This is a genomic window from Phytohabitans sp. LZ39, assembly GCF_059359075.1.
Genome location: NZ_JCADBM010000026.1, coordinates 52262 through 73315 on the forward strand (window position 1 = coordinate 52262; position 21054 = coordinate 73315).

Consider the following 21054-nt stretch of genomic DNA (forward strand, 5'->3'; position numbering starts at 1 on the left):
GCGTGAACATCGTCGCCCGGGTGGAAGCGGGCATCAACGGGCGGCTCGACGCCGCCCGTCGCCGGTCCCGCGCGTTCGACCATCTCTTTCGAGCGCTCGACCGCTACGGCGCGGTGCTGGGGGGCCGCTTGGCGGCGGCGATCGCCTACTACGGGTTCTTCGCGGTCTTCGCGCTGGGCCTCGTCGCGTACTGGGCATTCGGCTTCGTGCTCAACCGGAACGAGGCGCTGCGGCAGGCGGTCGACGACTTCCTCAGCCAGAACCTGCCGTTCCTTCAGCTCCAGCAGATCCAGGAGAGCAGCGGCACGGTCGGCGTCGTCGGCCTGCTGACCCTGACGGTCACCGGAATCGGCTGGGTGGAGGCGATCCGCTCCTCGCAGCGGGCCCTGTACGAGGTGCCGCAGCAGCCCGGCAACCTCGTGGTGCGCCGGATCATCGACATGGCCGTGCTTCTCGTGGTCTTCTTCCTGCTCGCGCTCTCGGTGGCCGCCGCGGACACGGCCGAGGCGCTGGTGGGCTGGCTGCTCAGCCGGGACGACTCCATCGCGCTCACCGTCGTCCGGTGGGTGCTGACCGTGGCGTTCAACCTGGTCTTGGCGACCGCCCTGCTGGTGGTGGTGCCTCGCCTCCGCATGCCGATCCGCCGCCTGCTGCCGTCCGTGCTGGTGGTCGCGGCCGGCATCACGCTGCTCAACACTCTGGGCCGGGAATGGGTGATCCGGATCGACCGCAATCCGGCGTACACCGTGGTGACCGGCGCGGTCGGCCTGCTGCTCTACTTATATCTGCTCAACCAGCTCCTGCTCTTCGGCGCCGCGCTGGCCGCGACCAGCACGCACGGGGAGGTGACCGACCTGGCGGCGGAGACGCCGCCCGACGCCGATTTGTCCGAAAACGAGGATCCACGGCGCCCAGACAGCTCATGATGACTTGAATGGGGGCACTGGTGACGCTGGAGCTGGCCGAGGACTCGCCGGCACGTGATCTGCCGTGGATCGTGACGTTCGGCCCGCTCGGCGACGACGAAGAGTGGGAGCCCGTGGTCTGCGGCCCCTACGAGCGGCCGCACGCGCTCGCGCTGGCCGAGTCGGTGGTGGCCGACGAAGACCTGATGGCGGTCGTGGAGCCGCTGCTGCCGCACGTGAGCGTCGAGGAGATCCAGGGCGAGATCGCGGCGGCCCGGATGGCGGCCGAAGACGACCGTGCCACGGCCGACGACGCCGCCGACTTCGGCGACTACGACGAGTTTGGCCTGGCCGGCGGCGACGCGGCCGGCGAAGACCAGATGGTCGAGGCCTCCCCGCCCCCGCCGCCGGAAGAAGTACGCGCCGGAATGTCACGCATAGCTTCGCGCCTGGCGGGGTAGGACAGGGAGGAGCCCGGTCGTTCGTTGCGCTCCGCGCCGACGGGCGACTGTGGAAATGGGTGGCTCCCAGGGCCACCACGGGCCGCCGGGAGTCGCTTTCCTCCCGTAAGTGGACCGGCCTGCCGTCAAAGGTGGGTCGGTCCACGGCTTCAAGCGGGCACCGGCACGGGCGCGGCGCCCGTCGAGGCGCGGACCACCAGCTCGGGGCGGAAGACGTACTCGGAGCGGTGGGTGGCGTGGCCGTTGATCTCGTCGATCAGGGCGCGCACGGCCGCGACCGCCATGGCGGTCACCGGCTGCCGCACGGTCGTCAGCGGCGGGTCGGTGAACGCGATCAGGGGCGAGTCGTCGTATCCCACCACCGACACGTCGTCCGGGATGGACAGTCCACGCTGGCGGGCGGCCCGGATCGCGCCGAGCGCCATCAGGTCGGAGCCGCACACGATGCCGGTGACGCCGCGATCGAAGAGCCGGCCGGCGGCCGCCTGTCCACCCTCGACGCCGAAGAGGGACAGCGAGATCAGCTCGTCGACCGCCGGGTCGGTGAGCCCGACGAGCTTCTTCATCGCCGCCCGGTACCCGGCGATCTTGCGTTGCACCGGCATGAACCTGCTGGGACCGGAGATCAGCCCGATGCGCCGGTGGCCCAGCGCGACGAGGTGTGCCACGCCGAGCTCGCCGGCCGCGGTGTCGTCGCACGAGACGAACGGCGCGTCGATGCCGGCGACGTACCCGTTGACCAGCACGATCGGCAGCGGCCGGTCGAGCAGCTTGTGGTAGCGCTCGTGGTCGGCGGTGGTGTCGGCGTGCAGGCCGGAGACGAACACGATGCCGGAGACCTGGCGGTCGAGCAGCATCTCCACGTACTCGTCCTCGGTCACGCCGCCCGGCGTCTGCGTGCACAGCACCGGCGTGTAGCCGCCCTGCGCCAGGTTGGACTCGATGATCTGGGCGAACGCCGGGAAGATCGGGTTGTCGAGCTCGGGCACGACGAGGCCCACCAGGCCGGCGCTGCGCTTGCGCAACCGCGCTGGACGCTCGTAACCGAGGACGTCCAGCGCGGTCAGCACCGCCTGGCGGGTTTCGGTCGACACGCCAGGCCGGTCGTTGAGGACGCGGGACACGGTGGCCTCGCTGACCCCGGCCTGCTGGGCGATGTCGAGCAGTCGTGCCGCCATGGCGAATACGCTAGCGCACCAGCAACTTCTTACGTCGCGCGCAAGAGGTTGCTATCCCGTGGTGGCGCGCAGGGCATCCCGCAGCCACGCGTAAAGCGGGGTCTGCGCCGGGATCGGCGGCCAGCCGTTGATGATCGCCATGAGCTGCCAGTACCGCTCCGGCCGGGGGTCGGTCGAGGTCTCCAGCGCGGCGAGCACCTCCCGCCGGTACCCCGGCATGTCGGTCCGCCCCGACGTGGCGGCCATCGCCGCGATCAGGTCGTCGACGATCGGGGCCGCGGCCGCGGAGGCCGGGTCGACGCCGGCCGAGACGGCCGCGCCGGCCTTCTCCGCGACCAGGTCTGCGGTCTGCTGGCCGACCGCCGGGGTCGCCGGCGCGTCGCCGCCGAACGAGCCCTCGCTCATCCGGCGCAGCAGTGCCCGGAAGTCCGGGTCGCTGACCAGCTCGTGCAGATCCAGCCAGGCGTCGACCTGCTCGTCGGTGGGCTCGTCGGGCAGCTCGGGCGCCACCGAGCGCATCCGGCCCTCGAACTCGGGATCGACGGGTATGCCCTCGAAGACGCTGTCGAAGAACTCGGCGATGATGCGGCGGCGCTCCTCGGCCGTGGCGCGTGCGATGCGGTTCATCCGGTCCACCTCCTGTGGCGTGGGCTCATGCTTGGCCAGCGCGCGCAGCACCGCTCGCTGCACGCGCAGCACCCGGATCTGCGCTCCGAGGGCCTCCGCGTGGCGCAAAGCCACGCTGCGCAGGTCGGCCTCCTGGTCGAGCAGCCGCCGGATGGTGGCCAGGTCGAGGCCGAGCTCGCGCAGCGTGCGCACGAAGTCGAGGCGCAGGGCGCTCTCCGCGTCGTACCGCCGGTGTCCGGTCCGGGTCCGCGCGACCTCGGGCACGAGCCCGAGGTCGGAGTAGTACCGGATCGTCTTCACCGACAGGCCGGTGCGTCGAGCGAGCTCTCCGATGTGCATGAGACCGATCGTGAAACCTCCAGCCACTGGAGATTCAACCCTTTAACAGGACCCGGATCGCCTCGGCGTACGTCTTGCGATCCGGGCCGTTGGCGAGGATGCGCTGGAGCGCGAAGCCGGGGACCATGCCGAACAGCGCCGCACCGATCGCGTCCGGGTCGGCGTCGGCGGGCAGTTCGCCGTTTTCCTGCGCGCGGCGGGCCAGCCCGGCGAAGAGCGCGCGGAAGCGGCCGTACTTCTCCGCGACGAACGCCGCCAGCGCCGGGTCGCGCAGCGACTCGGCCCAGACCTGGATGGCGATCCGCAGCGCGCCGCGCGGGCCGGTCTGCGAGTCGGCGAAGCCGAGCGCGCGGTCCATCGCCTCGGCCAGCGGCAGCGGCGGCTCGTGCGCCGTGAGCTCACCGAACACGTCCTCGGCGCCCTCCAGTGCGGCCTCGGCGATCGCGGTGACCAGATCGGTCTTGCTCTTGAAGTAGCGGTAGACGGCGCCGACCGAGAGGTTTGCCTCGGCGATCACGTCCTGCATCGACGTGCTGTGGAAGCCGTTGCGGCTGAAGCAGGTGTATGCGGCGTCGAGGATCTGCTGCCGCCGCGCGGCCAGGTGTTCGTCCGAGACTCGGGGCATGGCGGCAATTATATAAAACGAATGCTCATTCCGTAAGCGAGGCGGTATTGTCACCGGCCGTGGAGGCTCTGCGACTCATCCTGCTGTACGCCCACCTGATCGGCTTCGCGCTGCTGCTCGGCGGGGTGGTGGTCCAGTACGTCTCGGGGCCGACCCGGATCAACCCGCCGATGCTCTGGGGCTCGATCACCCAGCTCGTCACCGGCATCGCGCTCGCCGCGCCGCTGCGCGACGAGGACGACGAACCGGCCCCGGCCAAGCTCGCCGTCAAGCTGGTCATCGCACTGATGATCTTCGTGATGGTGTTCTTCTCCCGCAAGCGCGACGTGGTCAACAAGGGCCACTTCCTGGCGATCGGCGGGCTTACGCTGGTCAACGCCGCGGTCGCCGTCTTCTGGCGCTGACGCTTGGAGGAAAGTACGACTGGGCGGGAGCGTCAGCGGGTTCGCTTTGGACACTCCGGGTATTACCGATGGCCCAGGAGCCTGTTCTACTACCCGGAACACGGCTCGCGTTCGGTTTGGTGATCTCTGAACCTGCCGGTCACAGGCGGGTAACAGGGGTTCAACAACAGTGCACGAATCTCAGCCGTCGGGCGTACGGAAGCGTACGCTCCCGACCGTGGAAGCACCGCAATCTTTGCGGTGTGCTTTGGGGAAGGAGACCGTCTTGCGCTCTGCGCGTGGGATGCGGGTCGTCTCGTTGTTCGCGGTGGGCGGGCTCGCGCTGAGCGCCGCCGCGTGTGGAGACGCGCCCGAGGAGAGTGGCAATGGGTCGAGCCCAGCCGCTCAGAAGTACACCGCCTGCATGGTGACCGACGTCGGCGGCATCGACGACCGTTCGTTCAACACCTCCGCCTGGAAGGGCATCCAGGCTGCCGTCAGCGAAAATAGCAACATCGAGCCGAAGAGCGTCCAGTCCAGCGCCGAGGCGGACTACGAGCCCAACCTGACCGGCTTCGTGACGCAAAAGTGCAACTTCATCCTGGCCGTCGGTGGCCTCATGACCGACGCCACGAAGAAGGTGGCGTCGGCCAACACGAGCCAGCAGTTCGGCATCGTCGACTCCAACCCGGGTGTGTCCAACGTGTACCCGATGCAGTTCGACACCGCGCAGGCCGCGTTCCTCGCCGGCTACCTCGCCGCGGGCTACTCGAAGGCGGGCAAGGTCGGCACCTACGGCGGCCTGCCGATCCCGCCGGTGACCATCTTCATGGACGGGTTCGCCGACGGCGTCGCGCACTACAACCAGGCCAAGGGCAAGAACGTCCAGGTCCTCGGCTGGAACAAGCAGACGCAGAAGGGCTCCTTCACCAACGACTTCGTGAAGCAGGACGAGGGCAAGAAGGTGAGCGACACGCTCGTCGCACAGGGTGCCGACATCGTCATGCCGGTGGCCGGTGGCGCCGGCCTCGGCACCGCGGCGGCCGCGCAGGCGTCCAACGGCAAGTTCAGCGTGATCTGGGTCGACGTCGACGGGTGTGAGAGCGCCCAGCAATACTGCTCGACGTTCCTCACCACGGTCGTCAAGAACATCCCCGACGCCGTGAAGGAGGCCGTCTCCAAGGGCGCCAAGGGCGAGTCACTGCCCAGCTCGCCGGGCTTCCTCGGCACGCTGGCCAACAACGGCGTCTCGCTCGCGCCGTACCACGAGTTCGACAGCAAGGTCCCGGCCGAGCTGAAGGCCGAGATCGACAAGCTCAAGCAGGACATCATCTCGGGCGCCGTCAAGGTCACCTCGGCGGCTCAGCCCAAGTAGTCGTGCCTTCGTGATCAGGGCGTCCCCCACAATGGGGGGCGCCCTTGTCACCACCCGGACCGGGAGGTTCCGCTGAAACTCGAGCTGCGCGGCATCACCAAGCGGTTCGGTGAGCTGGTCGCCAACGACCACATCGACCTGACGGTGGAGCCAGGAGAGATCCACGCCCTGCTGGGCGAAAACGGCGCCGGCAAGTCGACGCTCATGAACGTCCTCTACGGCCTGCTCCAGCCGGACGAGGGCGAGATCCTGGTCGATGACAAGCCGGTGCAGATCCGCAGCCCCCGGGACGCGATCAACGCCGGCATCGGCATGGTCCACCAGCACTTCATGCTGGTGCCGGTCTTCACCGTCGCGGAAAACGTGATGCTCGGCGCGGAAAACGTGCGCGGCGGGATCGTCGGCTTCCTCGACCGCCGCCGCGCGCGCCGCGAGGTGGAGGAGGTCTCCACGCGGTACGGCCTGCGGGTCGACCCGGACGCGGTGGTCGAGGACCTGCCGGTCGGCATCCAGCAGCGGGTCGAGATCGTCAAGGCGCTCACCCGCGAGGTCGACCTGCTCATCCTCGACGAGCCGACCGCCGTGCTCACCCCGCAGGAGACCGACGAGCTGATCGCCGTGATGCGGTCGCTCAAGGACGCCGGCAAGTCGATCGTCTTCATCACCCACAAGCTCGGCGAGGTCAAGGCCATCGCCGACCGCATCACGGTGATCCGCCGCGGTCGTACCGTCGGCACGGCCACGCCCGACGCGAGCCGCGACGAGCTTGCGGCACTGATGGTGGGGCGCAGCGTGAGCCTCACCGTGACCAAGGAGGCCAAGGAGCCTGGCGCGCCGGTCCTCCAGGTCGCGGGCCTGGTCGTCAACGACGAGCGTGGCCACCAGGCGGTCGCCGGCGTCGACCTCGAGGTGCGCGCGGGCGAGGTGCTCGGCGTCGCCGGCGTGCAGGGCAACGGCCAGACCGAGCTGGTCGAGGCGATCATGGGCCTGCGCCCGGTGCTGGCCGGCACCGTCACGCTCGACGGGCAGCGGATCGAGGGCTGGTCGGCCAAGAAGGTGCTCCGCGCCGGCGTCGGGTACGTGCCCGAGGACCGCAGCGTCGATGGGCTGGTCAAAGAGTTCACGGTCGCGGAAAACCTCGTGCTGGACATCTACGACCGGCCGCCCTTCGGCTCGCGCGGAGTGCTCCGGCCGGACGCGATCGCGGAGTCGGCCCGGGAGCGGATCGCCCAGTTCGACGTGCGGACGTCGTCTCACGAATCGGCCGTCGGCACGCTCTCCGGCGGTAACCAGCAGAAGGTCATCGTGGCGCGGGAGATGTCCCGCCCGCTCAAGCTCTTCATCGCCGCGCAGCCCACCCGCGGCGTCGACGTCGGCTCGATCGAGTTCATCCACAGCCGGATCGTGCACGAGCGCGACATCGACACCGCCGTGCTGCTGGTGTCGAGCGAGCTCGACGAGGTGATCGGCCTCGCCGACCGGATCGCGGTGATGTACCGGGGACGGATCCTCGCTATCGTCCCGCCCGACACCCCGCGCGAGGAGATCGGCCTCCTGATGGCCGGCGTCGTCCAGGAGGAAGGATGAGCCTCACCGAGGAGAAGGCCCCGGAGCAGCACGAGCGGGAGTCCTTCGGCCAGGCGTTTCTGCATGGCCTGTGGGCCGCCAACACGGTCACCGTCACGATCCTGGCGGTCGTGCTCGCGCTCGTCATCGGCGGCATCCTGATCATTATCTCCGACCCCGACGTGCTGGAGACGTACAGCTACTTCACCGCCCGGCCGCAGGACGCGCTGGAGGCGAGCTGGACAGTCGTCAGCGAGGCGTACGCCAACCTCTTCAAGGGCTCGATCGTCGACCCGTCCGCGGTGAGTGCCTGGATCAGCGGCGACGGCGGCTGGGTGCCGGTCTTCCGGCCGATCTCGGAGACGCTGACGTACACGACGCCGCTGGTCTTCACCGGCCTGTCGGTGGCCCTGGCCTTCCGCGGCGGCCTCTTCAACATCGGCGCGCAGGGCCAGGCGATCATCGGCGTGATCATGGCGGCGCTGGTCGGCTTCCTGATCCCGCTGCCGCCGGTCCTCCACCTGATCGTGGCGCTGCTGGCGGGCGCGCTGGGCGGCGCGGTGTGGGGGTTCATCCCGGGCTTCCTCAAGGCGCGCACCGGCGCCCACGAGGTGATCAACACGATCATGCTCAACTACGTCGCGATCTACTTCCTGACCTGGATCATCGTCCAGAAGGGCGTCCAGAACCCGGGCCGCACCGACGCGATCAGCAAGCCGGTCGACTCCTCCGCCCAGCTGCCCCGGCTGCTCGGCGACGACCTGCGGGTGCATCTCGGCATCGTCCTCGCGGTCGCGGCCGTCTGGGCGGTTGCCTGGCTGCTCGACCGATCGACGCTCGGCTTCGAGCTGCGGGCGGTGGGCAACAACCCGGACGCGTCCCGGACCGCCGGCATCAGCGTGACCGCCACGTATGTCGCGGTCATGGTCATCTCCGGCGCACTGGCCGGCCTCGGCGGGGCCAACATGGTCATCGGCTCCACGGCCGACGCGCTCACCCCGCTGGTGGTGGCCCAGATCGGCTTCGACGGCATCCTCGTCGCGCTGCTCGGGCGGGTCAAACCCTGGGGTGTCGCGCTCGCCGCGCTGCTCTTCGGGGCGCTGCGCGCGGGTGGCAACACGATGCAGTCGGTGTCGAGCATCTCGCTGGAGTTGGTGACCGTGCTCCAGGCGCTGATCGTCATCTTCATCGCCGCGCCGGCCCTGGTGAAGGCGATCTTCCGGCTGCGGGCCGCCCGCGCCGCGCGCCTGTCGACGAGCTTGGCGAAGGGCTGGTGACCCCGGTGTCCACGATCACCGCCGACGACACGGTCGTCGCACCGGTCGCGACCGGCTTCTGGACCCGCGCCCGAAAGGTCGGCGCGGGCCTCGCCGCCGCCGGTGTGCTGGCCGCTGTGCTGTTCGGCTCGCTCGCCACGTCACAGACCGTGCGGTTCACGCTGAGCGACGACGCTCAGGGCGCCGCGCTGTCGATCGGCGGCATCGTCGGTGCGATCCTCTTCGGGCTGATCGCCGCCGCCGCGGGCGCCGCCATGTTCGCCGACCGGTGGTTTCCGTGGCTGCTCGGCATCGGCCTCGTCGGCCTGGTCCTGTCGTTCCTGTGCTGGCAGATCAGCGACGCGCCCACCGGGCAAAACTTCATGCCGCTGGTCAACATCGTGCGCGGCACGTTCCTGCTGGCCGTACCGCTGATCTTCGGCGCCCTCGCCGGCGTGCTGTGCGAGCGCTCCGGTGTGGTCAACGTCGCGATCGAGGGCCAGCTGCTGATGGGCGCGTTCGCCGGCGCGCTGGTCGGCACGATGGCGGCCAACGCCTGGGTCGGCCTCGTCGCGGCGGCGCTCGGCGGCGCGTTGATCTCGCTGCTGCTGGCGATCTTCACGATCCGCTACCTGGTCGACCAGGTCGTGATGGGCATCGTGCTCAACCTGTTCGCGCTCGGCCTCACCGGCTTCCTCTACGAGCGGCTGATGCAGACCGACCAGGCCAAGTACAACCAGCCGCCGCACTTCGGCCAGTGGGACATCCCGCTGCTCAAGGAGATCCCGGTGCTGGGGCCGGCGCTCTTCCAGAGCAACATGTTCCTGTACCTCGCGCTGGTTCTCGTGCTCGTCATCCACGTCGGGCTGTTCCGCACCCGCTGGGGTTTGCGCACCCGGTCGGTGGGCGAGCACCCGACGGCGGCCGACACGCTCGGCGTGCGGGTGCTGGGGCTGCGCTACCGCAACGTGCTGCTCGCCGGCGTGGTGGCCGGGATCGGTGGCGCGTCGTACACGCTGCTGCTCTACTCGTTCACCAAGAACATGATCGGCGGCAAGGGCTTCATCGCGCTCGCCGCGCTGATCTTCGGCCGGTGGAGCCCGACGGGCGCGCTGCTGGCCGCGCTCTTCTTCGGCTTCGCCGACCAGCTCGGCGTCTACCTCGGCGCGATCAACAGCGTGATCCCGAGCCAGTTCCTCGCGATGCTGCCGTACCTGGCGACGATCCTCGCTGTCGCCGGCCTGGTCGGCCGGGTCCGCGCGCCTGCCGCTGATGGCAAGCCGTACATAAAGGGGTAAGAAAGACGCGTGGAGATCGACTGGGAGCAGCTGCGCGTGGCGGCTGTGGAAGCAATGCGCAACGCCTACGCGCCGTACTCGAACTACCCGGTCGGGGTGGCCGGGCTTGTCGACGACGGGCGGGTGGTCGTGGGCTGCAATGTGGAGAACGCGTCGTACGGCGTGACGCTCTGTGCCGAATGCGGCATGGTGTCCTCGCTGCACGCGACCGGCGGCGGCCGGCTCGTCGCCGTCTCGTGTGTCGGCGGTGACGGCGAGCCGCTGATGCCGTGCGGCCGCTGCCGGCAGTTGCTGTTCGAGCACGGCGGCCCGGAGTGCCTGGTCGAGGCGGTGCCCCGGCCGCTGCGGGTCGACGAGCTGCTGCCGTACGCGTTCGGCCCGCAGGATCTCGTCGCGGCCGAGGCGTCGAAGGGGCCGAAGGTACCCAGCCGGCTGCTGCGGTGGCGCGGGCGCGGCACCGTCTTCGTGCACCCCGACCTGGCCGCCGGGCAGCGGGTCTGGACCGGTTACTGGGACCGCTCCACCGGCACCGACAGCAAGGAGACCGGCATCCTGGAGGAGGCACCCTCCTGGGGCAACGTCGACGACGCCATCGCGTGGGGCCGGGTGCGTACACCTCGGGTGGTGCTGATCGACGAAGAGGGCAAGATGCGCTGGGTCGGCGAGGGTGACCCGCCGGCGAATGGAGAGTGAGATGGGCTTCGCCGCGGTTGACGTGATCCGCACCAAGCGCGACGGCGGAGCACTGTCCGACGCGCAGATCGACTGGGTGGTCGACGCGTACACCCGGGGCGAGGTCGCCGACGAGCAGATGTCCGCGCTCGCCATGGCGATCCTCCTGCGCGGCATGACGCCGGCGGAGATCGCCCGGTGGACGGCCGCGATGATCGCCAGCGGCGAGCGGCTCGACCTCTCCGCGGTGTCCCGCCCGACCGTCGACAAGCACTCCACCGGCGGCGTGGGCGACAAGATCACGCTGCCGCTGACGCCGCTGGTGGCCGCCTGCGGTGCCGCGGTGCCGCAGCTGTCCGGGCGCGGGCTCGGCCACACCGGCGGCACGCTCGACAAGCTGGAGGCCATCCCGGGGTGGCGGGCGAGCCTGACCAACGAGGAGTTCGTCGCCCAGTTGCGCGACGTGGGCGCGGTCGTCTGCGCGGCCGGCGAGGGTCTGGCGCCCGCCGACCGCAAGCTGTACGCGCTCCGCGACGTCACCGCCACCGTCGAGGCGATCCCGCTCATCGCCAGCTCGATCATGAGCAAGAAGATCGCCGAGGGCACCGGTGCGCTCGTGCTGGACGTCAAGGTCGGCTCCGGGGCGTTCATGAAGTCGGCGGCCGACGCCCGCGAGCTGGCCCGCACGATGGTGGATCTGGGAAAGGCACACGGCGTCGCGACGGTCGCGCTGCTCACCGACATGTCGACGCCGCTCGGGTTCGCGATCGGCAACGCGGTGGAGGTGGCCGAGTCGGTCGAGGTGCTGGCCGGCGGCGGACCGTCCGATGTGGTCGAGCTGACGCTCGCGCTGGCCGACGAGATGGTCGCCGCCGCCGGGCTGCACGTCGACCCGTCGCAGGTGCTGGCGAGCGGCAAGGCGATGGACTCGTGGCGCGCGATGATCCGCGCTCAGGGCGGCGACCCGGCCGCGCCGCTGCCGGTCGCGCGGGAGACCGAGACGGTGCGCGCCGACCGCGACGGCTACGTCTCCACAGTGGACGCACTCGGGATCGGCGTGGCCGCTTGGCGGCTCGGCGCCGGCCGGGCGCGCAAGGAAGACCCGGTGAGCGCCGCGGCCGGCGTGGTGCTGCACAAGCGGCCCGGCGACCCGGTGCGCGCCGGCGAGGCCCTCTTCGAGCTGCGCGCCGACGACGCCAGCCGCATCCCCGCCGCCTTGGCGGAGGCGGCCAGCGCGGTCGAGGTCGCGGACGTCGCCCCGGGCCCGCGCGCCCTGGTCATGGAACGCATCGCCTAGGTCCCAGATGGAGACGCCGCCCCGGACCACGAAGGCAGCTAGTGCGGTGGCCACCTTCACCCAGGCCGGCGAAGCCAGCCAAGGGTTTGTGGCCATCACACTGGAGGTAAAAGGGGTGAGCGCGGCCAGCGGCGGACGGGTGCGGCCGCGGGAGCAACGGCACGGACCACGACGGGCATCGCGGTAGCTCAGATCTGTCTTTTGGGTGGGGGGTGCCCGCCGAAGCCACCCACAGAGTGCGGCGACGCGGGCCCTGACCACCGCTAACGCCGCTGCCGAGATCCATCGGGAAGTGGGCGTGGTGCGGCTCGGCCGAAACGGCTATTCTCCCAGGCCAGGGGGCGCTGCGACGATTGGCAGGGACGTAGACCAGTGGCTGTTCCGGCTCCCGACCCGCGGCACGTGCGCTTGGCCAGCGTCGAGGAGATGCGCCGCCTGCGGCTGCCGCAGCCGCCGCCGCACTTTCCGCTGGTCTGGGAGCCCGGTGACGAGGTCGAGCTGCGGCCGACCGCGGAGATCGAAGCGCGCGCCGCGATCTTGCACGTGGTGCTCGCCCGCTGCTTCGGTATGCCGCCCCAGGCGGCGATGAGCTGGCTGCTCGGCTCGCACCTGGTCGACCAGGTGACGCCACCGGAGTGGCAGTTCGTGATGGGCGGGCGTGGCGACCACCGCTCGTTCGTGCTGCACCACGACGCCGTGTACGCGCTGGCCTGGCTCCTCGGCCTCTCCAAGCACCTCGACCCGGAGCAGGTCGCCGACGACCGGCTGGTGGAGCTGCTGCCCAACCTGCCCGCGGGGGAGACGTTCGCGGAGTGGCGCTCGCGCACGCTGGCCGCGCCCCGCTCGGCGCTCGACGCCGCCACCGTGCTCGACTTCTACTACTGCCTCGACTGGGGCTACCTCGAGGCCGAGCGGATCGGCGCGCCGCTGCCCGGCGAGATCGACGCCAACGCGATCGGCCAGCGGAGGTGGGCCCTGGAGTGGGCGGTGATCTTCCGGGGGCCTTATCACGATCCGCCGGCCGGCTGGGAAGAGGTCGACCTCTCCACGTAGACGCCCAGCCGCACCGAGGCGGTCACGGTGACCGGGCCGTCCAGCGCCACAGGGGTGGTGTGCCACGCGCTCGGTCCCATCCCGACCAGGGTGGCCGCCTCCTGTGGGCTGAGCGTCAGGGTGCGGGTGAGCGCGGTCTCGCCGGCGAGGGCGAAGTGGCCGTCGAGGCTGGCCGCCACCCGCTCGGCCTTGTCCGGGTCGACCTGGAGCAGCGACAGCCGCTGGACGAGCTCGGCGAGGTGGTCCGGACCGGGCGTCACGACCAGCAGTGCCCCGCCCGGCCGCAGCACGCGGCGAAACTCCGGGCCGTTGCGCGGCGCGAACACGTCCAGCACCACCCCGGCCGCCCCGTCCGCCACCGGCAGCCGGCCCCAGGTGTCGCAGAGGGCGGCGCCGGCCCGCGGGTGGGCGCGCGCCGCGCGGCGCAGCGCCGGCTTCGAGACGTCCAGGGCCAGACCGGGCGCGGCCGGCAGGGCGTCCAGCACCGCCGCCAGGTGCCGGCCGGTGCCCGCTCCGGCGTCCAGGACCAGACCGCCTTGGTACGCGGCGCACGCCGCCTCCGCCAAGGCGGCCGAGATGAAGTCGTAGTGCCCGGCGGCCAGGAACTCGGCGCGTGCCGCCACCATGTCGGCGGTGTCGCCCGGGTGCGGGGAGCGCCCGGCGCTCAGGTTGACGTAGCCCTGGCGGGCGATGTCGAAGCTGTGGCCGTGCGGGCAGCGCAGCGCTCCGGGCGCGGTCTCGAGCGGCTCGCCGCAAACCGGGCACCGCAGCTCTGCGACCACGTCAGCGTCCATAATCTTTCCATGGTCGCAATCGCGTACGAGGACATCGTCAAGGCCCCGAAGGCCCTGTTGCATGACCACCTCGACGGCGGGCTCCGCCCGGCGACGATCATCGAGCTGGCGGCCGACGTGGGCCATCCGCTCCCGGCCACCGACCCGGGCGAGCTGGCCAGCTGGTTCGTGTCAGCCTGCGACTCCAGGTCCCTGGAGCGTTACATCGCGACGTTCGAGCACACGGTCGCGGTGATGCAGACCGAGGCGGCGCTGCACCGGGTAGCCGCCGAGTGCGCGCTCGACCTGGCCGACGACGGTGTGGTGTACGCCGAGGTGCGCTTCGCCCCCGAGCAGCACCTGTCCCGCGGGCTCACCCTGGAGCAGGTGGTCGAGGCGGTGCTCGCCGGGTTCGCCGATGGCGCGACGCGTGCGGCTGCCGCGGGCCGGCCGATCCGCATCGGCACGCTGCTCACCGCGATGCGCCACGCGGCCCGCTCGCAGGAGATCGCGGAGCTCGCCGTCCGCTACCGGGACACCGGGGTGGTCGGCTTCGACATCGCGGGCGCGGAGGCCGGCTTCCCGCCCACCCGGCACCTCGACGCGTTCGAGTACCTCCAGCGGGAAAATTTCCACTTCACCATCCACGCCGGCGAGGCCTTCGGGCTGCCGTCGATCTGGCAGGCGATCCAGTGGTGCGGCGCCGACCGGCTGGGCCACGGCGTGCGGATCGTCGACGACATCACCGGTGACGTGCTGGGGCGTCTCGCGGCGTACGTGCGCGACAAGCGCATCCCGCTGGAGCTGTGCCCGTCCTCCAACGTGCAGACCGGCGCGGCGCCGTCGATCGCCGAGCACCCGATCGGCCTGCTGCGCGACCTGCGCTTCCGGGTCACGGTCAACACCGACAACCGCCTGATGAGCGGCACGTCCATGTCTCGGGAGATGGCGCTGCTGGTGGAGGCGTTCGGCTACGGCTGGGCCGAAATGCAGTGGTTTACGATCAATGCGATGAAGAGCGCTTTTATCCCCTTTGACGAGCGCCTCGCGATCATCAACGAGATCATCAAGCCCGCTTACGCGAAGTTGTTGTAGAACGGTGCCTCCGCCCGGTCCTCAACTGTGGCGATTCGGTCAGGCGGGGCGCACCGAGTGGTTGCTTGGCGGTATGCACGCAGTGCGTAAACCGGCACTTCGGCCTTGCCGTCGTTGGCCGGTCGGGCAATGGTCGGCAACGCGGCAGCGTCGCCATCCTTGGCGAGGTGGTCATCACGGCCCAGATCTAGGCGGGACAAGTTGGACAGCACGTGCGGTCACAGTCAGTAATTGAGCGCGGACGCATTGCTATCAATAGCTACCTTCGCCCGATTGCGGGGACGGTTAGGGCGAACCTGGCCTTTCTCTTTGACACGGGTCGTGATGGAATCTCGGGGGTTCGACCCGACCGGGTCGGTCGATGAGCGGTGCCCAGTTTGACGGGCCGGGTGCCGGAGCTGGAGAGGGCGGTGACGTGAGTAAGCAGCCGAAGACGGCGGACTCTGTCATGTCGCGTCTCCGCCGGCCGCTGGGCCGGCTTCGCGATCTCCCGATTTGGTCCAAGCTTGGCCTGATCATGATCGTGCCCACGCTGGCGACGATCGGGGTCGGCACCAACGGCCTCATCGAGCACCTCGGCACGGCAAACGACGCCGACCGAGCGCGCACGCTCTCACAGCTTTCCGAGGCATCCGGCGCTCTGGTGCACAACCTGCAAAACGAGCGGGCCGCCGCGGCGATGCTGCTCGGCGCCACCGATCAGGCCGGCAAGCAGAGGTACAACGAGGCGTACACGAAGGTGCAGCCGACGGTCGACGAGACCAAGCGGCCCTACCAGCAGGAGCGCAACGCGCTCAACGCCGACGACCTCCCGGCCAACTTCCGGGACACGCTCACCACGATCGACCAGCGCCTCGCGGACCTGCCCGCGATCCGCAGCCAGGTGACCAACGCCAAGCTCCAGCTCAGCCAGACCACCAACAACTACACGACGCTGCTCACGAGCCTGATCTCGGTGCGCGACTCGGCGGCACAGCTCGCCGGCGACACGACCCTCGGCGACCAGATGCGCGCCGGGGCCGCGCTCGCCCGCTACAAGGAGTTCATCTCCCAGGAGCGGATCGTCGGCCTCAGCATCATCAGCACCGGCGCGTTCACGCCCAACCTGCGTAGGGAGTACATCGAGACGCAGACCGGGCAGGAGCAGGCGGTGCAGGCGTTCAAGGCGGTCGCCACCAGCACCGACGGCGAGTTCTTCGACCAGACGGTCGCCGGCTCCGACCTGCGCAAGGTCGAGGGCTACGCGGGCTACCTGCAAAGCCTCGCCGGCTCCGACACGAGTGACCGGCCGTTCGACGCGGCGAGCTGGGATACGGCGCTGCTGGCGAAGGCCGACCTGGTCCGCGAGGTCGAGACCTCCGTCGACGGCGAGATCGTCGACCGCGCCACCACGCTGCGTGACCAGGAGTACGAGCAGCTGCTCGTCGAGGCCGGCGTGCTGCTCGGCGTCCTCCTGCTCGCGATCCTCTTCGCCTGGGCGGTCGCCCGCTCGATGGCCCGGTCGCTGCGCGAGCTGCGGCACGGCGCGCTCTCCGTCGCCCAGTACGGGCTGCCGCAGGCCGTCTCCCGCCTCCGCGACCCGGCCCTGTCCAGCCAGCTCTCGCCGGTGCAGGTGGCCAACCAGATCGCCGAGCCGCTGCCGGTCCGGAGCAAGGACGAGTTCGGGCAGGTGACCGAGGCGTTCAACGCCGTCCACCTCGAGGCCGTCCGCACCGCCGCCGAGCAGGCCGCGCTGCGCGCCTCCGTCGCGACGATGTTCGTCAACCTGGCCCGCCGTTCGCAGATCCTGGTCGACCGGCTGATCGGCCACCTCGACCGGCTGGAGCGCGGTGAGGAAGACCCGGACCGCCTGGCCGAGCTCTTCCAGCTCGACCACCTGGCCACCCGGATGCGCCGCAACGACGAAAACCTCCTGGTCCTCGCCGGTGCCGACTCCACCCGCGTCCAGCGCGAGCCGGCCGCCCTCATCGACGTGCTGCGGGCCGCCCAGTCCGAGGTCGAGCACTACACGCGCATCGAGTTCGGCGTGATCGACCGCGACATCGAGGTCGCCTCCAGCGCGGTCAACGACCTCGTCCACCTGGTCGCCGAGCTGTTCGACAACGCCACCGCGTTCTCGCCGCCCGACTCGCACGTCATGGTCGAGGCGCGCCGGGTCGGCGACCGCGCCGTGCTGTACGTCGAGGACCGCGGCATCGGCATCACGCCCGACCAGATGCACGACCTCAACGAGCGGCTCGCCACGCCGCCGTTGGTCGACGTCGCCGTTTCCCGGATGATGGGCCTCGTCGTGGTCGCGCGGCTGGCCGCCCGCCACGGCGTCAAGGTCGAGCTGCGGCCGGCTAGCGAGCGTGGCACCGTTGCCGACGTGACCCTGCCGACATCGGTGCTCGTGCCGCGCGCGCTCTCCGGGCGCAACGAGCCGGGTGTGCCGCAGTTCCAGGGCACCCCGCATACCGCACCGCCGACGCCGATGCCGGTGCCGGTGCAGCGCCCGCCACTGGGCCCCACGCCGCTGGCCCTGGAAAGTGGTCCGCCCTCCGTCCCGCCCGGGCGGCCGTTCGACCCCGCCCCGCTCAACGGTGGCCGCATGGTCGGCCCCTCGGGTCCGCCGCAGCGGTCGATGCCCGCCTGGTCCGACCTCACCGGCGCGGCCTCGGCGCCCAACGGCACCACCAACGGCTCGGGCACGATGTTCAGCCCGCGTACGCCGACGAACGGCCAGCCGGGCGACCCGCTGCCGCAGCGTCGGGGCCAGCAGGACCACTGGACCGTCGACGGCGAGGTGACCAGCGCCCCTCCGGCGCCGGGCATCCCGCGCCAGATCCCGGCCAATCCGGAGACGCGCGGCGGCTTCCCGCCGGTGCCGCCGGTGTCCGCTCCGCCCGTGCCGCCGGTTTCCGCGCCGCCGGTCCCGCCGCAGGCTCAGGTGCCGCCGCCCGCGTCGGCGCCACCGGTGACCCCGTCCCGGCCCACCCAGGCCACGCCGCCGGTCGTGCCGGCCTCTTCGGCGCCGCCGGCCTGGCCGCCGGTCAGCGCGGCGGAGACGGGCCCGACGACCACGCCACCGGTCCCGGAAAAGCTCGCCGCGGCGCTCGACATGACCGCCGAGCTGCCCAAGGTCACCAGCCGAAACGACCCGAGCGCGACCACTCCGCCGGCCGCTGCCACGCCCGCGTCCGAGGCGACCGCCCCGGCGCCGGCCGCGGCCACGGGGCCGACGACCGCCGCACAGGCCGGGCAGGCGGCCAAGCCGCGGTTCGCAGACGAGACCATGGAGCTGCCGATCTTCCGCGAGTTGGAGTCGGCCTGGTTCCGCACCGGGCGGCGTGCTGCGCCAGAGGAGCCGCGCACACCGTCCGCGCCAAACGGTGACTTCGTCACCGTCGACGCCGCACGACCGGCCAGCCCCGCCCCACAGGGCACCCCGACGGCCAGCGCGCCCACCGCCACACCGGTGCCCGCCGCGGCCACGCGCCCGTCCGTCCCGCCACCCTCCGGTGGCAACGGCAACGGCGCGCGCCGGGAGCCAGCGGGCGGCTGGCAGACCGCCGCTGACGACGGCTGGCGCGCCGCCAGCGCCGCGGCTGAGCGGCCGGCCGCCGAGACCACCCAGGCCGGGCTCCCCAAGCGGGTGCCGATGGCTCAGCTCGTGCCCGGTGGGGTGGACAAGGGCGCCGCTGCCGTGCAGCGTCGTACACCAGAGGCGGTGCGCGGTCTGCTGTCCGCGTACCACCGAGGGGTGCAGCGTGGTCGCACGCACCCCAAGGACGACCAGCCGACACCTTCGGGGGAGACCCCGCAGACCGGTTTGGGCCCCGCGGCCGGGAGCGGCCAGAAGGAGCATGAGGGATGACAACAACGCAGGATCTCGGCTGGCTACTCGCCAACTTCGCCGATCGGGTGCCGGGCGTGGCCCACGCGGTCGCGGTGTCCGCCGACGGTCTGCTGCTGGCAGCGTCGCGTGATCTTCCGCGCGACCGGGCAGACCAGCTCGCGGCCATCGCGTCAGGGCTCGTCAGCCTCACCCAGGGAGCGGCGCGGTGCTTCGAGGGCGGCGCGGTGCTCCAGACAGTGGTCGAGATGGACAACGGCTTCCTGTTCCTGATGTCGATCTCGGACGGCTCCTCCTTCGCCGTGTTGGCAGCGCGCAGCTCCGACGTCGGCCAGGTCGGCTACGAGATGGCGCTGCTCGTCGACCGCGTGGGCGACGCGCTGACGCCCGCTCCGCGTACGACCGCGGGCATGTTGGGTTGAGCGCACAAGCGGTCCGACACGGGGGGCCGCTGATGCACGGATTCTGTTCGAGATTTGTTCGGGTCGACAGGAGGGGGTGAACGGCGATGATGGCGGAACGCGACGAGCCGACCGGTGCGCTGGTGCGACCATATGCCGTTACCCGCGGCCGGACCCGTCCCAGGCTTGAGATCGCGCTCGAGGCGCTCGTGGAGACCACCGTAAGAGGACGGTCCGCGGGCAATACGAAGGGCGGTCAGGGCCGGGAGCATCAATACATCGCCGCGCTCTGTGACGGCCGGCTGCAATCGCTCGCGGAGATCGCGGCGCGGATGCAGCTACCGCTCGGGGTGGCCCGGGTCCTCATCGCCGACATGGCCGCCGACGGCCTGCTCGCGGTGTACGAGCCGACGTCCCTCGACGACGCCAACGACGCGGTGGGCACTGAATTGCTGGAGAGGGTGCTGAGTGGACTTCGCAGGCTCTGACATGTCGCAACGCCCGCCGCTGACGGGGCGCGTGACGTCGGCGAAGATCGTCATCGCCGGTGGGTTCGGCGTTGGCAAGACGACACTGGTCGGCTCGGTTTCGGAGATCACGCCGTTGACCACCGAGGCGATCATGACGTCTGCCGGCGTCGGCGTGGATGACACCCGGCAGGTGCCGGGCAAGACAACCACCACGGTGGCCATGGACTTCGGCCGCATCTCGATCGACCGCGACCTGATCCTCTACCTGTTCGGCACCCCCGGCCAGACCCGTTTCTGGTTCATGTGGGACGAGCTGGTACGCGGGGCCATCGGCGCGGTCGTGCTCGTCGACACGCGCCGACTCGCCGACTGCTTCGCGGCGATCGACTTCTTCGAGCACCGGCGGCTGCCGTACCTGGTCGCCATCAACTGCTTCGACGGCATGCAGTACCACGACCCGCAGGACGTGCGCGACGCGCTCGCCATCTCCAGCGAGATCCCCGTGGTCAGCTGCGACGCCCGCAACCGCGAGTCCACAAAGCACGTGCTCATCTCCCTTGTGGAGTACGTGCTGAGCATGCGCCGCTCCCGGGCGGTAGCACCCGCCTGAGGGCTCGCCACACCTCGCCGCCGGCGGGCCGATGCCCGTCGGCGGCTGCGTGCCATGTGGATATACCCCGGTCCGCGTCACCTGCGGACCGCATGCTCCCGCGGGCACCGCTCCGGCCGGCGGCTCGCCAGCGCTCGCCGAAACCCCGGCCTCCGCTGCCATGTCCGCGGCACAAGCCCGCAGGCAAGGCCATGATCGGCGGCTAGTCCGGCGGTTGTGCGTCGAGCCGTGCCCTTGCTGCTTTCCCCGATGATCGTTCGCCCGATACCCACACTCTTGCCGGCGTGTCGCGTCGTTTCCGGGCGAACGATCATGACGCCGCCCACACGCCGAGCCGCATCCCCCACCAGTGGAAGGGTGGGCCGGCTACCGCCGGTCATGGTGTTCGCGGCCCGGTCAACCCCCGAGTCGCAGCCAGCGTGCTCCCACCGCAACCACCCACCAACAACGCGAAAACAAGGCGAGGCGCCCCCGGTCCGGAGCCTGGGGCCCCCCGCCGGAGGCGCACCAACCACAACCCGAAAGGAACGGAGAAGCGGATCAAACTCCAAAGTCGAGCGGCCCCTATGGGCCCCGTCCGCCTCACCGACGGACCGTATGTTCCCGCGGGCACCGCTCCGGCCGGCGGCTCGCCAGCGCTCGCCGAAACCCCCGGCCGTGCACTGCCAGGTCCGCGGGACAAGCCCCGAAGGGTCTTCGCGGCCCTAACTCTGCCATCCTGACGCAGCGTAACCAGCCAATGGGGGCGAGACTTCGAGATCTTGGAGACGTAGGGTTGAAATAGCGCCTTACTCTCCCAGATCCCGAATCTCGCGCCGTTCACACCGCCGCAGCG

19 protein-coding genes are annotated in these 21054 nt (G+C 70.8%); 15 read left to right on the forward strand and 4 right to left on the reverse strand.

Features of this window, described 5'->3' with window-relative positions:
• Nucleotides 1–2 precede the first annotated feature (2 nt).
• Together AC5L36_RS37250 and AC5L36_RS37255 are read left to right on the forward strand one after the other, a co-directional pair.
• Nucleotides 3–926, forward strand: coding sequence for a YihY/virulence factor BrkB family protein (locus tag AC5L36_RS37250; protein ID WP_441222113.1), 924 nt, complete (start codon nucleotides 3–5; stop codon nucleotides 924–926).
• Nucleotides 927–934: 8 nt separating this feature from the next.
• Entirely contained in the window at nucleotides 935–1366 is a 432-nt protein-coding gene (locus AC5L36_RS37255) for a hypothetical protein (protein ID WP_441222115.1), read from the forward strand.
• A 149-nt stretch (nucleotides 1367–1515) separates the two neighbouring features.
• On the opposite strand, the gene AC5L36_RS37260 is transcribed toward AC5L36_RS37255, so the two are convergent.
• From AC5L36_RS37260 to AC5L36_RS37270, 3 genes are read right to left on the reverse strand one after another with little or no spacing between them, the layout of a single operon-like run.
• Nucleotides 1516–2544, reverse strand: coding sequence for a LacI family DNA-binding transcriptional regulator (locus tag AC5L36_RS37260; protein ID WP_441222117.1), 1029 nt, complete (start codon nucleotides 2542–2544; stop codon nucleotides 1516–1518).
• A gap of 51 nt (nucleotides 2545–2595) precedes the next feature.
• The gene (locus AC5L36_RS37265; protein WP_441222118.1) at nucleotides 2596–3510 is read right to left on the reverse strand and encodes a MerR family transcriptional regulator; all 915 of its coding nucleotides are present in this window, start codon (nucleotides 3508–3510) and stop codon (nucleotides 2596–2598) included.
• Nucleotides 3511–3544: 34 nt separating this feature from the next.
• A complete protein-coding gene (locus tag AC5L36_RS37270; RefSeq protein WP_441222120.1) occupies nucleotides 3545–4135 on the reverse strand; it encodes a TetR/AcrR family transcriptional regulator in 591 nt (196 codons plus the stop codon).
• Between the two features lie 59 nt (nucleotides 4136–4194).
• Between AC5L36_RS37270 and AC5L36_RS37275 the strand changes: the two genes are divergently transcribed.
• The 8 genes from AC5L36_RS37275 (at nucleotide 4195) to AC5L36_RS37310 (ending at nucleotide 13035) form a co-directional block, all read left to right on the forward strand.
• A complete protein-coding gene (locus AC5L36_RS37275) occupies nucleotides 4195–4539 on the forward strand; it encodes a hypothetical protein (protein ID WP_441222122.1) in 345 nt (114 codons plus the stop codon).
• A 283-nt stretch (nucleotides 4540–4822) separates the two neighbouring features.
• Complete coding sequence (locus AC5L36_RS37280) at nucleotides 4823–5893, forward strand: BMP family lipoprotein (protein WP_441222261.1); 1071 nt, start codon at nucleotides 4823–4825, stop codon at nucleotides 5891–5893.
• 132 nt (nucleotides 5894–6025) lie between these two features.
• Complete coding sequence (locus AC5L36_RS37285; protein WP_441222262.1) at nucleotides 6026–7480, forward strand: ABC transporter ATP-binding protein; 1455 nt, start codon at nucleotides 6026–6028, stop codon at nucleotides 7478–7480.
• A complete protein-coding gene (locus AC5L36_RS37290) occupies nucleotides 7477–8736 on the forward strand; it encodes an ABC transporter permease (protein WP_441222124.1) in 1260 nt (419 codons plus the stop codon). The genes AC5L36_RS37285 and AC5L36_RS37290 overlap by 4 nt, the downstream gene beginning before the upstream one ends.
• 5 nt (nucleotides 8737–8741) lie before the next feature.
• Nucleotides 8742–10013, forward strand: a complete 1272-nt coding sequence (locus AC5L36_RS37295; protein ID WP_441222126.1) for an ABC transporter permease — start codon at nucleotides 8742–8744, stop codon at nucleotides 10011–10013.
• Between the two features lie 9 nt (nucleotides 10014–10022).
• Nucleotides 10023–10706, forward strand: a complete 684-nt coding sequence (locus tag AC5L36_RS37300) for a cytidine deaminase (protein ID WP_441222128.1) — start codon at nucleotides 10023–10025, stop codon at nucleotides 10704–10706.
• Nucleotide 10707: 1 nt separating this feature from the next.
• Nucleotides 10708–11982 carry a thymidine phosphorylase gene (locus tag AC5L36_RS37305; RefSeq protein ID WP_494909508.1) on the forward strand — a complete coding sequence of 425 codons (1275 nt, stop codon included), beginning with the start codon at nucleotides 10708–10710 and terminating at the stop codon, nucleotides 11980–11982.
• Between the two features lie 426 nt (nucleotides 11983–12408).
• Nucleotides 12409–13035 (forward strand): DUF4272 domain-containing protein, encoded by a 627-nt coding sequence (locus AC5L36_RS37310; RefSeq protein WP_441222263.1) that lies wholly within the window; start codon nucleotides 12409–12411, stop codon nucleotides 13033–13035.
• On the opposite strand, the gene AC5L36_RS37315 is transcribed toward AC5L36_RS37310, so the two are convergent.
• Entirely contained in the window at nucleotides 12990–13829 is an 840-nt protein-coding gene (locus AC5L36_RS37315; RefSeq protein ID WP_441222132.1) for a putative RNA methyltransferase, read from the reverse strand. The two genes, AC5L36_RS37310 and AC5L36_RS37315, sit on opposite strands and share 46 nt — an antisense overlap.
• Nucleotides 13830–13838: 9 nt before the next feature.
• On the opposite strand from AC5L36_RS37315, the gene AC5L36_RS37320 reads away from it, so the two are divergent.
• The 5 genes from AC5L36_RS37320 to AC5L36_RS37340 all read left to right on the forward strand — a co-directional run bounded on the left by AC5L36_RS37320 (nucleotide 13839) and on the right by AC5L36_RS37340 (nucleotide 20219).
• The gene (locus AC5L36_RS37320; RefSeq protein ID WP_441222134.1) at nucleotides 13839–14903 is read left to right on the forward strand and encodes an adenosine deaminase; all 1065 of its coding nucleotides are present in this window, start codon (nucleotides 13839–13841) and stop codon (nucleotides 14901–14903) included.
• Nucleotides 14904–15318: 415 nt separating this feature from the next.
• Nucleotides 15319–18759, forward strand: coding sequence for a sensor histidine kinase (locus tag AC5L36_RS37325; RefSeq protein ID WP_441222136.1), 3441 nt, complete (start codon nucleotides 15319–15321; stop codon nucleotides 18757–18759).
• Nucleotides 18756–19160 carry a roadblock/LC7 domain-containing protein gene (locus AC5L36_RS37330; RefSeq protein ID WP_441222138.1) on the forward strand — a complete coding sequence of 135 codons (405 nt, stop codon included), beginning with the start codon at nucleotides 18756–18758 and terminating at the stop codon, nucleotides 19158–19160. Before AC5L36_RS37325 ends, AC5L36_RS37330 begins: the two co-directional genes overlap by 4 nt.
• An 89-nt stretch (nucleotides 19161–19249) precedes the next feature.
• A complete protein-coding gene (locus tag AC5L36_RS37335) occupies nucleotides 19250–19627 on the forward strand; it encodes a DUF742 domain-containing protein (protein ID WP_441222264.1) in 378 nt (125 codons plus the stop codon).
• 1 nt (nucleotide 19628) lies between these two features.
• On the forward strand, nucleotides 19629–20219 hold the full coding sequence (locus AC5L36_RS37340; protein ID WP_173040105.1) for a GTP-binding protein: 591 nt from the start codon (nucleotides 19629–19631) through the stop codon (nucleotides 20217–20219).
• The last annotated feature ends 835 nt before the right edge of the window (nucleotides 20220–21054 follow it).

Bases quoted from the DNA above. Each gene is read 5' to 3' on its own strand.
- AC5L36_RS37290 (WP_441222124.1), top strand. From the start codon at position 7,477: ATGAGCCTCACCGAGGAGAAGGCCCCGGAGCAGCACGAGCGGGAGTCC.
- AC5L36_RS37280 (WP_441222261.1), top strand. From the start codon at position 4,823: ATGCGGGTCGTCTCGTTGTTCGCGGTGGGCGGGCTCGCGCTGAGCGCC.
- AC5L36_RS37265 (WP_441222118.1), bottom strand. From the start codon at position 3,510: ATGCACATCGGAGAGCTCGCTCGACGCACCGGCCTGTCGGTGAAGACG.
- AC5L36_RS37270 (WP_441222120.1), bottom strand. From the start codon at position 4,135: ATGCCCCGAGTCTCGGACGAACACCTGGCCGCGCGGCGGCAGCAGATC.
- AC5L36_RS37260 (WP_441222117.1), bottom strand. From the start codon at position 2,544: ATGGCGGCACGACTGCTCGACATCGCCCAGCAGGCCGGGGTCAGCGAG.
- AC5L36_RS37305 (WP_494909508.1), top strand. From the start codon at position 10,708: ATGGGCTTCGCCGCGGTTGACGTGATCCGCACCAAGCGCGACGGCGGA.
- AC5L36_RS37320 (WP_441222134.1), top strand. From the start codon at position 13,839: ATGGTCGCAATCGCGTACGAGGACATCGTCAAGGCCCCGAAGGCCCTG.
- AC5L36_RS37335 (WP_441222264.1), top strand. From the start codon at position 19,250: ATGGCGGAACGCGACGAGCCGACCGGTGCGCTGGTGCGACCATATGCC.
- AC5L36_RS37315 (WP_441222132.1), bottom strand. From the start codon at position 13,829: ATGGACGCTGACGTGGTCGCAGAGCTGCGGTGCCCGGTTTGCGGCGAG.
- AC5L36_RS37330 (WP_441222138.1), top strand. From the start codon at position 18,756: ATGACAACAACGCAGGATCTCGGCTGGCTACTCGCCAACTTCGCCGAT.
- AC5L36_RS37340 (WP_173040105.1), top strand. From the start codon at position 19,629: ATGTCGCAACGCCCGCCGCTGACGGGGCGCGTGACGTCGGCGAAGATC.
- AC5L36_RS37310 (WP_441222263.1), top strand. From the start codon at position 12,409: ATGCGCCGCCTGCGGCTGCCGCAGCCGCCGCCGCACTTTCCGCTGGTC.
- AC5L36_RS37255 (WP_441222115.1), top strand. From the start codon at position 935: ATGGGGGCACTGGTGACGCTGGAGCTGGCCGAGGACTCGCCGGCACGT.